We start from the raw sequence: 12,374 nt of genomic DNA, 5'->3' as shown, positions 1-12,374 counted from the left end.
CGGGCCGCCGCCGCCGCCCGCCTGGTCAGCTCCGGTGACACGGCCGCCCGGGTCGGTACGGCGATCGGCGGCCGCTCCCACGACGAGGCCGCCGAACTCGCCCAGGCCGTCGACGCGATGGCCGAGGCCCTGCAGGCCCGCCTGGAGGCCGAACGCCAGGTCACCGCCGACATCGCCCACGAGCTGCGCACCCCGCTCACCGGCCTCACCACCGCCGCAGAACTCCTGCCGTCGGGCCGGATGACCGACCTCGTCCAGGACCGGGTGAAAGTGCTGCGCGCCCTCGTCGAGGACGTCCTGGAGGTGGCCCGCCTGGACACTGCCACCGAACGCCCCGCCCTGTCCGACGTCGCCCTCGGCGATTTCACCACGCGCCGGGCGGCGGCGTTCGCACCCGGCGCGCGGGTACACCTGCACACCGGCACCGTCGTGGCCACCGACCCGCGCCGCCTGGAGCGCATCCTGGCCAACCTGCTCTCCAACGCCACCCGGCACGGCCGCCCTCCGGTCACCGTCGAGGTGGACGGCACCCGCATCGCCGTCCGCGACCACGGGCCCGGCTTCCCGGGCCATCTGCTGCGCGACGGCCCGGTGCGGTTCCGCAAGGGCGGCGACCGGACGGGCGGCGGTCACGGGCTGGGCCTGACCATCGCCGCGGGCCAGGCCGCCGTCCTAGGGGCCCGCCTGACCTTTACCAACCCGCCGGAAGGCGGCGCCCTGGCCACCCTCGACCTGCCCTCATGACGCGGACGGAGGGCGGTGCGCCGCCTTATGAGGCGGCCGGAGCCTGGAAGGCGACTTCGGGGCCGGCCGAGCCGGGGGCGTCGAGCAGGGGCTGCTTCCTGCCCTTGAGGTGCAGGTCGAAGAAGGCCGCGACGTGGGCGCGGGTGAGCGCGATCCCGCGTACGGCCTCGATGGTGCCGGGGGCCGACAGGCCGGCCGCGCTCGCCGGGATGGCCAGGTCGCCGGCATGCGCGAGAGAGCCGCCCTGCTGCACGGCCGCCTCAGCGCCGCACCACTCCCCGAGGGCGGCTTCCGCGTCACCGCCACCCTCCCGCTCCCCGCCGCCTCCGCACAGACCGCCTCCGCACAGACCGCCTCCGCGCAGGCGTCCTCTCAGACCGATTCCCCGACCGCTCACATGGAGGCGCGTTGACCATCCGCGTCGTGCTGGCCGACGACCAGCCGCTCATCCGCGCCGGCCTGCGCATGGTCATCGACGGCACTCCTGACGTGGAGGTCGCCGGCGAGGCCGGGACGGGCGCCCAGGCCGTTCAGCTGACCAGGCTGCTGTCTCCCGACGTGGTCGTGATGGACATCCGCATGCCCGGCATGGACGGCATCGAGGCCACCCACACCATCACCACCGAGTCCCCCGCCACCCGCGTGATCATGCTCACCACGTTCGACGACGACGGCAACGTCTACGCGTCGCTGCGAGCCGGGGCGAGCGGGTTCCTGGTCAAGGACATGGCGCTGGAGGACATCCTGTCCGCCGTCCACGTGGTCGCGGCCGGCGACGCCCTGATCGCGCCCAGCGTCACCCGCCGCCTCATCGAGCAGTTCGCCGCCCGCCCGGAACCCCGTCCCCGGCCACGCGAGCTGCCCGGCGTCACCGCGCGGGAACACGAGGTGCTGACCCTGGCGGGACGCGGCCTGTCCAACGCCGAGATCGCCGTCCACCTGCACATCAGCCCCGGCACCGCCAAGGCTCACATCGCCAGCCTGCTCACCAAGCTCGCCGCCCGCGACCGCGTGCAACTCGTCATCGCCGCATACGACGCCGGCCTGGTCTCCCCGGCTCAGTGAACGGAGAAGCCGCCGTCGACGAAGAGCATCTGGCCCGTGACGAAGGAACAGGCGTCACCGGCCAGGAACACCGCCGCCCCCGCGAAGTCCCGCGGAATCCCGTTGCGGCCCGCCATGTGGCGGGCGGCCAGGGCCTCGACGCGGCCGGGGACGGCCTGGGCGGGCTCGGTCAGCGGGGTCAGCACGAAGCCGGGGATGATCGTGTTGACGCACACCCCGCTCGCCGACCACGCCTCGGCCTGGGAACGGGTCAGCCCGGCGAGGGCGGCCTTGGCGGCGCCGTAGATGCCGCTGTCGCCGAACGCGCTGATGGACTGCTGCGAGCCGACGTTGATGATGCGCCCCCATCCTCGCCCGGCCATCTTCGGCCCGAAGTGCTGGCCCAGGAGGTAGGGGGCGGTGAAGTTCACGGCGAGGGTGCGCTCGTAGTCGTCCGTGGTGAGGTCGGCCATCGGCTTGCGGATGTTGTTGCCCGCGTCGTTGACCAGGATGTCGATGTCGCCGGCCGTGGCGCAGACCCGCTCGACGTCCGCACGCTCACCGAGGTCCGCGCTGATCCGGTCCGCGGTGACGCCGTGCTCGCGCAGCCGGCCGACCGCCTTGTCCAGTTCGTGCTCCCTGCGGGCGACCACCACGACCTCGGCCCCGGCACGCCCGATCGCCTCGGCCATGGCGTACCCGATCCCGGAACTGCCGCCGGTCACCAGCGCGCGCCGGCCCTGAAGGGAGAACAGCTCCCGCAGATACTCGGACATGGACGGTCAAGCTAGCACCCCGCTCGGCACGGCCTCCCGCGACCCCTGCCCGCTCGTACCGGAGTCGAAGCGCCGCTTCGGCCGCCGCATGTGATCAACACCACACACGTACGCGCCGGGAGCAGGGGCGGGAACGCTCCTGAGATGCCCGCGCCCGCCCCCCAGGGCCGGACTCCGGGACGCCGCCCGCACCCCGGAGGGGAAGGGCCCGGCACGAACGGCAAGTCCCGCACACCACCGTCTCCGCGCTCCCGGAAACGGCCTCTGAGCAGCGCGAACCCATCGCCGGAGCCATAAGATCGGCAGACCCGGCCGCGCGCGGCGGCCGCTGTTTCCTGGAGCTCCTGAGTGAACCGGACCATCCGCACGATCGACGACGTCATGGACCTGCTGGACCACATGTTCGCCCCCGGCGCCGACCGATGGACGGGCAACGCCTCCACCTGGTGGGACGACTTCTACGCCGACCGCTCCAAAGCGGTGCCGTTCTTCGTGCCGGGCCCGGACGAGAGCCTGGCGTCCTATGTGGAACGCGGCCTGCTGACCCCGGGCCGGGCGCTGGACCTGGGCTGCGGTCCGGGCCGCAACGCGATCTACCTGGCCTCGCTCGGCTTCGAGGTGGACGCCGTCGATCTGTCGCCGGCCGCCGTGGAGTGGGGTCAGGAGCGGGCCAGACAGGCGGGGGCGCGGGTGCGTTTCCTGTGCGGCGACGCTTTCACCGCGGAGTTGAGCGGCCCGTACGACCTGGTGTACGACTCCGGCTGCCTGCATCATCTGCCCCCGCACCGCCGCGTCACCTACCGGGCCCTGCTGGAAGGTGTCCTGGCCCCCGGCGGTCACCTGGGCCTGACGTGCTTCGCGGCCGGCGGCATGGGCTCGGAGCGGCCCGACGCGGACCTTTATCGTGACGGCGGCCTGCACGGGGGCCTGGCGTTCACCCCGGGCGAGTTGCGGTGGATCTTCTCCGACTACACCGAGGTGGAGGTGCGCCCGATGGCGGAGCATCCGCGGGACGCGCCGCTCTTCGGCGCCTCGTTCCTGCTGGCCGCGCTCTTCAGGAGACAAGCGGTCACCGGCGGATGAGCTGCGGGGATTGCGCACGGGCGGGCGCCGGGGTTAAGCTCGAACATTGCACGTCCCAAGCACAGGGCCTTCACAGACCTCCCGTTAGGAGTATACCACGGAATGACTAATCGTCAAGATGGTCTCGCGCAAGCCCTTGACACCGAGCAGCGCACTGTGTCGTGGCTCTACAACAGGCTCGACGTCGCCAGGGACCGGGCGCAGGCGACGCTGCGCGAGGTGTACGCCAGGGGCGGCACCTCGGGCACCCGGCAGGCGATGGTCGAACGCGAGGCGCTGGCCTCGGAGCAGGCGCGGCGGCTGACCCAGCTCAACGCGGTCGAGCGAGGTCTGTGCTTCGGCCGCATCGACGACGGCGAGGGGCAGAGCACCTACATCGGCAGGATCGGCCTGCGGGACGAGCAGCACGAGTCGGCCCTGATCGACTGGCGGGCGCCGGCGGCGCGGCAGTTCTACGTGGCCACGGCCACCGATCCCGGCGGGCTGGTACGCCGCCGCCACCTGCACCTGAAGGACCGTCTCGTCGTCGGGATCGACGATGAGGTGTTCGACCTGGAGGGGATGAGCGAGGGGGACCGGCATTCGCTGGTGGGCGAGGCGGCGCTGCTGGCGGCGCTGCGCCGCGGCCGTACGGGACGGATGGGCGACGTGGTGGCGACCATCCAGACCGAGCAGGACCGGGTGATCCGCTCCGGGCTGCAGGGCGCGCTGGTGGTGCAGGGCGGGCCGGGCACGGGCAAGACGGTGGCGGCGCTGCACCGGGCGGCGTACCTGCTCTACACCCACCGGGCCACGCTGGAGCGGCGCGGAGTGCTCGTGGTGGGCCCGAACTCGATGTTCCTGCGCTACATCGGCCAGGTGCTTCCCGCGCTGGGTGAGACGCAGGTGGTGATGACCACGGTCGGGGAGATGTTCCCGGGAGTGCGGGCGGTCGCGGCCGACGGGCCCTCGGCCGCTGTGGTCAAGGGCGACGTGCGGATGGCCGAGCTGCTGGCCGAGGCGGTGCGGCTGCGCCAGCGGGCGCCGGACGGCGACCTGGTCGTCGAGCTGGACGGGCTGCGGCTGCGAGTGCCGCACGAGACGTGCGTACGGCTGCGCGAGCGCGCGCGGGCGGTGCGGCTGCCGCACAACATGGCCCGCAAGCTGTACGTCACCGAGTTGCTCAAGGATCTGGCCAAGGCCGAGGCGCGGGCTCTGGAGGAGTCGCTGCACATCGAGGAGCTGGTGGTCGACGAGCCGGAGCTGAACGAGCCGCTCGACCTGGAGAGCGACCTGGACGAGCTGGACCTGCGGCTGGCCTCGCAGCGGTTGTGGGGCGAGCCGGAGGTACGGCTCGCGGTGGAGGAGCTGTGGCCGGAGCTGACGCCGCGGCGCCTGGTGGCCGAGCTGCTGTCCTCCCAGGCGACGCTGTGGGAGGCGGCGCCGATGGGGCTGGACTGGCGGGAGCTGCTGCGCGAGCCGGACGCGCCCTGGACGGCCGGCGACGTGCCGCTGCTCGACGAGGCCGCCGAGCTGCTGGGCGAGGACGACTCGGCGCGGCGGGTGGCGGCCAGGGAAGCGGGGGAGGAGCAGGCCGAGCAGGAGTTGTACGCGCGGGAGGTGCTGGACGCCACGGGCGTGGCCGAGCAGGGCATCTTCGAGCGGGCCGACGTGCTGGCCGAGCGGCACGCCGACGAAGGCTCGGGCCTGACCACGGCGGACCGGGCGGCGGCCGACCGCACCTGGGCCTACGGGCACGTGATCGTGGACGAGGCGCAGGAGTTGTCGCCGATGGCCTGGCGGATGATCATGCGGCGGGTGCCGGCCAAGTCGCTGACCGTGGTGGGCGACCTGGCGCAGACCGGGTCCGCGGCCGGCGCCCGTACGTGGGGCGAGGTGCTGGACCCGCATCTGGAGGGCCGGTGGCGTGAGGAACGGCTGCTGGTCAACTACCGCACCCCGGTGGAGATCATGCGGGTGGCGGCGGACGTGCTGAGTGCCTACGCGCCGGAGCAGGAGCCGCCGGAGTCGGTGCGCGAGGGCGAGGCGGAGCCGAGGGCGGTGCGCATGCCCGCGTCCGAGCTGGCGGAGCTGCTGCCGGAGTTGGTCGGTCAGGAGCTGGCGGAGGTCGGCGAGGGCCGGCTGGGCGTGGTGACGCCGGACGCGCTGCACGCGCAGGTGTCCGGGCTGTTCCCGCGGGGGGATCTGGACGCGCCGGTGGTGGTGCTGACGGTGGTGCAGGCCAAGGGGCTGGAGTTCGACGCGGTGGTGGTGGTGGATCCTTCGGGCATCCTGGGGCAGTCGCCGATGGGCGGCCAGGACCTGTACGTGGCGGTGACGCGGGCGACGCGGCGGCTGACCGTGGTCCATGAGGGCGACCTGCCGCCGGTCCTGTCCCGCCTCGCTTAGAAATCTACAATGTAAAGGCGGCGGGCCGGTGATGTTCCCGGCCCGCCGCCACAAGGAAAAGCCGCGGCGGTGGAACCCGGTGCGGAGGGTCAGGCGTCGTCGTGGGAGAGTTTGTCCGCGACGTCCCGGATCGTACGGGTGACGTGGTCGAGCGTGCGCAGGGTCTCGGTGTCGAGGTGGGCCATGATGCGCCGGAAGTGCTGGATTCCGGCGTTGTTGATCTCCTCGATGAGGCCGGCGCCCGCGGGGGTGAGTTCGACGCGGCGGACGCGGCGGTCATGGGGGTCCTCGTGCCGGCTGACGAGGCCGTGGGCGACGAGCCGGTCGACGATGCCGGTGACGGTGCCGAGACCGACGCCGAGGTTGTGCGCAAGGTCCTGTCCAGAGGCGGAGCCGCTCATGGACAGGATCATGATGACCTTGAGCTGCCTCATGGTGAGGTTGGAACTGAACAGTGGGGAGTGTTGCTGGGCGAACAGACGTCCCAGGCCCCGCTGTGTCTCGGTGATCCGGCGGATCAGGTCTTCGCGTTCGTTGCTCACGCTCACCTCTCGCTTCCTGAGAAGGTTATCAGGAAAGCTCGATCCGTCTAAATATTCGTACAAGGCGAAGTGTTAGTCTGGGGCGAACTCTTGGAGGGGGAGTCTATGACTGCATTCGCCCGGTTGAGCTTGGTCAACCGCACGCTGGTGATTCTGATAGCGGTCGTACTCAGCGCGTTCGGCGCGTTCACGATCCCGCAGTTGAAACAGCAGCTGCTGCCGTCGTTGTCGTTCCCTGGCGCGTTCGTGATCGCGCCGTACCCGGGTGCCTCGCCTGAGATCGTCGAGGACCAGGTCACGGCTCCGATCGAGGACTCCTTCCAGGGGCTGGCCGGGATGGAGCAGATGACCTCGACCTCGAAGGAGGGCCTGGCCCAGGTCCAGGTGGCCTTCGAGTACGGCACCGACATCGAGTCCTCGCTGAACAAGATGCAGCAGGCCATCAGCAAGGTGCCGCTGCCGGACGGCGTGGATCCGCAGGTGGTCGCGGGCAGCACCGACGACATCCCGGTGCTGGTGCTGGCGGTGGGCGACGGCGGTGACGAGCGCGCGATGGCCGACAAGCTGCGCCGCATCGTGGTGCCGGAGCTGCAGGGCGTCGAGGGGGTGCGGGAGGCGGCGATCACGGGCACCCGTGACGAGGTCGTGACGATCGAGCCGGACGCCAAGAAGATGGCGCTGGCGGGCGTGTCGGCGGCGCAGATCCCCGAGGTGCTGAAGGCGAACGGGACGCCGATCCCGGCCGGCACGCTGACCTCCGCGGAGAAGTCGCTGACGGTGCAGGTCGGCACGCGGGTCGACTCGGTGGCCAAGCTGAAGGACCTGTACCTGACGCCCGCCCAGCCGGCGGCCCAGCCTCAGCAACCTCAGCAGGCCCGCCCTCAGACCGGCCAGCCTGGTCAGACGGGCCAGACGGGTCAGACGGGTCAGACCGCTCAGCCTGGTCAGGGGCAGGCGACAGCGCAGCAGCAGCAGTTGGTACGGCCCAAGCCGCTCAAGCCGGTCAAGCTGGGCGACATGGCGAAGATCACGCGCGGGCTGGCGGACGCGACGACGATCACCCGTACCGACGGCAAGACGAGCCTCGGCGTGTCGGTGACGATGGTGCCCGACGGCAACGCGGTGGCGATCTCGCACGCCATCGCCGACAAGCTGCCTGACCTGACCAAGGCGCTGGGCGACTCCTCCGACACCGCGGTGTCGGTGGTGTTCGACCAGGCGCCGTATGTGGAGCAGTCGATCGAGAGCCTGACCACCGAGGGCCTGCTGGGCCTGGTGTTCGCGGTGCTGGTCATCCTGGTGTTCCTGCTGTCGGTGCGCTCGACGCTGGTGACGGCGGTGTCGATCCCGCTGTCGGTGGTGATCGCGCTGATCGTGTTGTGGGCGGGCGACTACTCGCTCAACATGCTGACGCTGGGCGCGCTGACGATCGCGGTGGGCCGGGTCGTGGACGACTCGATCGTCGTGCTGGAGAACATCAAACGACATCTGGCCTACGGTGAGGCGAAGCTGCCCGCGATCCTGGGCGCCGTGCGCGAGGTGTCGGGGGCGGTGACGGCCTCGACGCTGACCACGGTGGCGGTGTTCGCGCCGATCGCGATGGTCGGCGGCATGGTGGGCGAGCTGTTCAGCCCGTTCGCGGTGACGGTGACGGTGGCGTTGCTGGCCTCGCTGGTGGTGTCGCTGACGGTGGTGCCGGTGCTGGCGTTCTGGTTCCTCAAGACGCCGGAGCTGACGCCGGAGGAGGCGCGCAAGCAGCGCGAGGAGGCCGAGGCGAAGGAGCTGCGCTCGCCGTTGCAGCGGGCGTACCTGCCGGTGCTGCGTTTCGCCACCAGGTTCAAGCTGGTGACGATCCTGATCGGGGTGGCGGTGTTCGTCGCCACGATGGGCCTGGCCGGCGGGCTGCAGACGAACTTCCTGGACTCCTCCGGGCAGAACACGGTGTCGTTGTCGCAGCGCATGCCGGTCGGCACGGATCTGGCGACCACCGACAAGGCGGCCAAGAAGGTCGAGGCGGCGCTGGCGGACCTGGACGCGGTGGACACGTACCAGGTGAACGTGGGCGGCGGCAACGCCATGGCCGGCGGCACCGGCGGCGGCGCGGACCGGGCCTCGTACTCGGTGACGCTGAAGGAGGACGCCGACACCGCCAAGGCCGAGCAGGACCTGCGCAACGCGGTCGCGGGCCTGTCGGGCGTCGGCGAGGTCACCGTCGGCGGCGCAGGCGGGGGCGGGTTCGCCTCCGACTCCATCGACGTGATCGTGCGGGCGTCCGACACCGAGACGCTGCGCACGGCCACCGACCAGGTCAAGGCGGCGATGGGCGAGGTGTCCGGGCTGCGGGACCTGTCGTCGAACCTGGAGACGAGCGCGCCGCGGGTCGAGGTCGTGGTCGACCGGGAGGAGGCCGCCGAGCGCGGCGTCTCGGAGGCCGCGGTGGGGCAGGCGGTCGCGCAGGCGTTCCGCGGCGCTCCGCTGGGGCAGATCACGCTGGACGGCCGGGCGAGCGACCTGGTGCTGCGCGGCGCGGACGCGCCGGACGACATCAAGGCGATCGAGGACCTGAAGCTGCCCACCGCCGGCGGGCTGGTGAAGCTATCGTCGGTGGCGGACGTGCGCCGGGTGGCCGGGCCGACGCAGGTGACCAGGATCGACGGTGAGCGCTCGGCGACGGTGTCGGCGAAGGCCGCGGACGCGAGCGACCTGGGTACGGTGACGCAGGCGCTGACGACGAAGCTGGACTCGCTGGCGCTGACGACGGGCGCCTCCTACGAGATCGGCGGTGTGTCGGCCGACCAGGCGGACGCGTTCTCCGACCTGGGGCTGGCGATGCTGGCGGCGATCGCGATCGTGTTCCTGATCATGGTGGCGACGTTCCGCAGCTTCGTGCAGCCGCTGATCCTGCTGGTGTCGATCCCGTTCGCGGCGACGGGCGCGATCGGTCTGCTGGTGGCCACCGGCACGGCGCTGGGCGTGCCGGCGATGATCGGCATGCTGATGCTCATCGGCATCGTGGTGACGAACGCGATCGTGCTGATCGACCTGATCAACCAGTATCGCGACCAGGGCATGGGCGTGGTGGAGGCGGTGATCGAGGGCGGCCGGCGCAGGTTGCGGCCGATCCTGATGACCGCGGTGGCCACGATCTGCGCGCTGACGCCGATGGCGCTGGGTGTGACGGGGTCGGGCGGGTTCATCTCGCAGCCTCTGGCGATCGTGGTGATCGGCGGCCTGATCTCCTCGACGCTGCTCACGCTCATCCTGGTCCCGACCCTGTACGTGGTGGTGACCAGGAAGCGTGACCGTGGTCCGCGGCACGCGGCTTCGGGTGGTTCGCACGTGGAGGCGGGGGAGGAGAAGCTGGCCGGCCAGCCGGCGTGACTCGCCTTTGAAGCGTCAGGTGCCCGGCGGGGTTGTTGCATCCCCGCCGGGCATTTCGCTGGATCGGGCCGGGGCGATCGGTCAGGCGGAGCCCGGTGCCGCCTACTCCCGGTTCGGGCGTAACCGCACCGGCAATACTTCGGGTATCTCCGACGGGGACGGCAGCCTCATCCCGTGGAGTGCCGAGATGGTCCGGCAGGTCATGGATCGTGGCTTCGCGGCGGGGATGTTGCAGATCCACGATCCGCAGTGCCGGGCGGCAGGGCGTCGCGCTGCCGGCGGAAGGTGTTCCGGCCTGGCGCCCACCTGGCCATCATCAGCGACGAGCGGTGGACGCGGTACGTCAAGCTGAGGAAAGCCAAGATCACGCGGCCCTCGCATTCCACGCACCCAGTTGCCCGGGTTCATCACCTGCTGACACTGCTTTTGATGGTGGAGCGGGAGGTGCGGGCGCGGCGGTGTAATCGGGGCCCGCGTCCGCGGGGGATGTAGTTGACGGGGCCGCTGCTCAGCTGATCTGGGACCAGCGCCCGTAGTTAGCCGGAGTCACCGTGCCAGAGGAGGTTACGCGGATGTCGCTGGTGCGTGCTTCGTCGTAGAGGATGCGGTGGCTCACGAGGCTGAGGATCTTTTGGTCCTCTACGAACCAATTTTGACGGGCGAGCGGCTTGTCGCAGGGTTCGGTGATGACCCCGTTGGTGTCTGTATTCCAGTAGCGCAGGCAGCGCTTGGTGGCGACGTTGCGCAGGAGGTACACGCCGGTTTGGTCGCCGGGGATGATCTCCCATTGCTGGTAGGAGTACTTGGCGTCGCCGCCGGCGCGGCACTTCTGACTGAAGAGGTCGTGGCTGGAGTTGGTGCTGATGCAGTCTTGGGTCGCCCAGTTGCTGAACCTTGCGACGGGGTAGGCGGTTGTGCCGGTGGAGGAGGGTCCGCTACTTGCTGCGGAGGAAGCGGCGGCGAGGGTGATTCCGGCCGTCATGGTGAGGGCGATGGCGGGGAGCCGTATGAGGAGCTTTTTCACTTCGAGGGAGCCTTCCTGAGATGCCGGCCAGGTGGCCTGCTGGGATCAATCTCATCGGGTCTTGGCTCGGTTTGTCGCGGTGTTCCTGCCTGGGCAGGAACACCCAGCTCACACGACGGTCGCACTGAGTATGAGGGGGAGCGTCACCCCTGCCCGAATGTCGTCTGCCAGTTGAGTCGAGGCATCGGCACGACCGTGCCCCTGGAGTTGAGGCAGGCGCGGCGGCAGAGGTTGGGCAGCTCGGGCGCGGAGGCAGTTACTGAGATGCGACCGGTTCTATCGGTTGCGGCACCCTGTTCCCGGCCGGGCCATCGGTAAATGTCGGGCGTTGGGCAGCAGGTAGCCGCTACCGTGCCTCCATGTTGAATGCGCACGAGCGATTCGTGCCCTCCGGGCCGCTGCGGATGTGGACTGAGCGGATCGGAGATCCTGGGCTTCCCGCCGTTTTGATGATCATGGGGTCGGCTGCTCAGGGTGTCAGCTGCCCTGACGCGCTGGTCGGCCGGCTTGTCGAGCGTGGGGTTCAGGTGATCCGGTTCGATCATCGGGACACCGGCCGGTCCAGCGTTGTCGACTTCGATGCTCATCCGTACACGATCGGGGACATGGCTCGCGACTGCCTGGCGGTGCTGGACGGTTATGGACTGGTTTCCGCCCATATAGCCGGGACTTCCATGGGCGGCATGATCGCGCAGTGGCTGGGTGTGCACGCGCCGGACCGGGTCCGGTCTTTGACGGTGATGTCCAGCTCGCCGATGGGTCATGATCCGAGTCCGGCGTGGACACGGGCGCGGGCCGGGGAGCCGGCCGACCCGGATGATCTGCCGCCGCCCTCGCCGGCGTTTCTCGCGCATCTGGCCGCCGGGCTGCCGCCGGATGTGGAGTCCGACGTGGCCTTGTTCCAGGTCTTCAACGGGCCGGTTCGGCCGTTCGACGAGCCGGCCGCCCGGGCGATGCTGGAGCTGGCGCTCTCGCGGGCCACCGATCCGGCGGCCGCGGCCAACCACAACCGTGCCGCGTGGAGGGACGCCCCTGACCTGCTCGCCCCGCTGTCGTCGATCAACGCGCCGACCTCGATCGTGCACGGCGACCAGGATCCGGTCTATCCGCTCGGTCACGGCGAGGCCCTGGCCGCCGCGATTCCGGGCGCGGTACTGCACGTCGTGCCCGGGATGGGCCATGTCATGACTTCACCCGGCCTGCCCGAGGAGGTCGCCGACCTGATCCGGCTGTGACCCGCCTTGCCGGGGGCGAGACCGCGCCGATGAACAGCCGCGTGGTGTTCGTCACGTGCTCACTGCGCTTGACGGCTCGGAGGGTGAGCCGATTCCCTCATAGCCAGTCTTGGATCAATTGCCAACAGTGTCCCTGTGGGACAGCGGGGCTGTTTCC

10 protein-coding genes are annotated in these 12,374 nt (G+C 70.6%); 6 read left to right on the top strand and 4 right to left on the bottom strand.

The features are described from left to right. Positions 1-744: HAMP domain-containing sensor histidine kinase (locus tag ACFPZ3_RS67305; RefSeq protein ID WP_379524823.1), on the top strand; the 744-nt coding region annotated here is incomplete at its 5' end. A 25-nt stretch (positions 745-769) separates the two neighbouring features. On the opposite strand, the gene ACFPZ3_RS67300 is transcribed toward ACFPZ3_RS67305, so the two are convergent. Then, positions 770-1,141 carry a hypothetical protein gene (locus ACFPZ3_RS67300; RefSeq protein WP_379524822.1) on the bottom strand — a complete coding sequence of 124 codons (372 nt, stop codon included), beginning with the start codon at positions 1,139-1,141 and terminating at the stop codon, positions 770-772. An 11-nt stretch (positions 1,142-1,152) separates the two neighbouring features. On the opposite strand from ACFPZ3_RS67300, the gene ACFPZ3_RS67295 reads away from it, so the two are divergent. Further along, positions 1,153-1,809, top strand: coding sequence for a response regulator (locus ACFPZ3_RS67295; protein WP_379524821.1), 657 nt, complete (start codon positions 1,153-1,155; stop codon positions 1,807-1,809). Here ACFPZ3_RS67295 and ACFPZ3_RS67290 read toward each other — a convergent pair. Next, on the bottom strand, positions 1,803-2,564 hold the full coding sequence (locus tag ACFPZ3_RS67290) for an SDR family NAD(P)-dependent oxidoreductase (RefSeq protein WP_379524820.1): 762 nt from the start codon (positions 2,562-2,564) through the stop codon (positions 1,803-1,805). The two genes, ACFPZ3_RS67295 and ACFPZ3_RS67290, sit on opposite strands and share 7 nt — an antisense overlap. 348 nt (positions 2,565-2,912) lie before the next feature. Between ACFPZ3_RS67290 and ACFPZ3_RS67285 the strand changes: the two genes are divergently transcribed. Both ACFPZ3_RS67285 and ACFPZ3_RS67280 read left to right on the top strand, forming a co-directional pair. Next, positions 2,913-3,647: a class I SAM-dependent methyltransferase gene (locus ACFPZ3_RS67285; RefSeq protein WP_379524819.1), complete on the top strand. Its 735-nt coding sequence runs from the start codon at positions 2,913-2,915 to the stop codon at positions 3,645-3,647. 102 nt (positions 3,648-3,749) lie between these two features. Continuing rightward, a complete protein-coding gene (locus tag ACFPZ3_RS67280) occupies positions 3,750-6,035 on the top strand; it encodes a HelD family protein (protein WP_379524818.1) in 2,286 nt (761 codons plus the stop codon). A gap of 89 nt (positions 6,036-6,124) precedes the next feature. Here the strand turns inward: ACFPZ3_RS67280 and ACFPZ3_RS67275 are convergent, their stop codons facing one another. Next, positions 6,125-6,577, bottom strand: coding sequence for a MarR family winged helix-turn-helix transcriptional regulator (locus tag ACFPZ3_RS67275; RefSeq protein WP_379524817.1), 453 nt, complete (start codon positions 6,575-6,577; stop codon positions 6,125-6,127). Positions 6,578-6,682: 105 nt separating this feature from the next. Here ACFPZ3_RS67275 and ACFPZ3_RS67270 point away from each other — a divergent pair, with 105 nt between their 5' ends. Next, entirely contained in the window at positions 6,683-9,958 is a 3,276-nt protein-coding gene (locus ACFPZ3_RS67270) for an efflux RND transporter permease subunit (RefSeq protein WP_379524816.1), read from the top strand. A gap of 508 nt (positions 9,959-10,466) precedes the next feature. On the opposite strand, the gene ACFPZ3_RS67265 is transcribed toward ACFPZ3_RS67270, so the two are convergent. Beyond that, positions 10,467-10,982, bottom strand: a complete 516-nt coding sequence (locus tag ACFPZ3_RS67265) for a hypothetical protein (RefSeq protein WP_379524815.1) — start codon at positions 10,980-10,982, stop codon at positions 10,467-10,469. A 383-nt stretch (positions 10,983-11,365) separates the two neighbouring features. Here ACFPZ3_RS67265 and ACFPZ3_RS67260 point away from each other — a divergent pair, with 383 nt between their 5' ends. Then, on the top strand, positions 11,366-12,217 hold the full coding sequence (locus ACFPZ3_RS67260; RefSeq protein WP_379524814.1) for an alpha/beta fold hydrolase: 852 nt from the start codon (positions 11,366-11,368) through the stop codon (positions 12,215-12,217). Positions 12,218-12,374 lie beyond the last annotated feature (157 nt).

The sequence above is a fragment of the Nonomuraea insulae genome, assembly GCF_042656245.1.
This window is presented reverse-complemented; position numbering and strand designations above follow the sequence as displayed.

Bases quoted from the DNA above. Each gene is read 5' to 3' on its own strand.
- ACFPZ3_RS67290 (WP_379524820.1), bottom strand. From the start codon at position 2,564: ATGTCCGAGTATCTGCGGGAGCTGTTCTCCCTTCAGGGCCGGCGCGCG.
- ACFPZ3_RS67280 (WP_379524818.1), top strand. From the start codon at position 3,750: ATGACTAATCGTCAAGATGGTCTCGCGCAAGCCCTTGACACCGAGCAG.
- ACFPZ3_RS67270 (WP_379524816.1), top strand. From the start codon at position 6,683: ATGACTGCATTCGCCCGGTTGAGCTTGGTCAACCGCACGCTGGTGATT.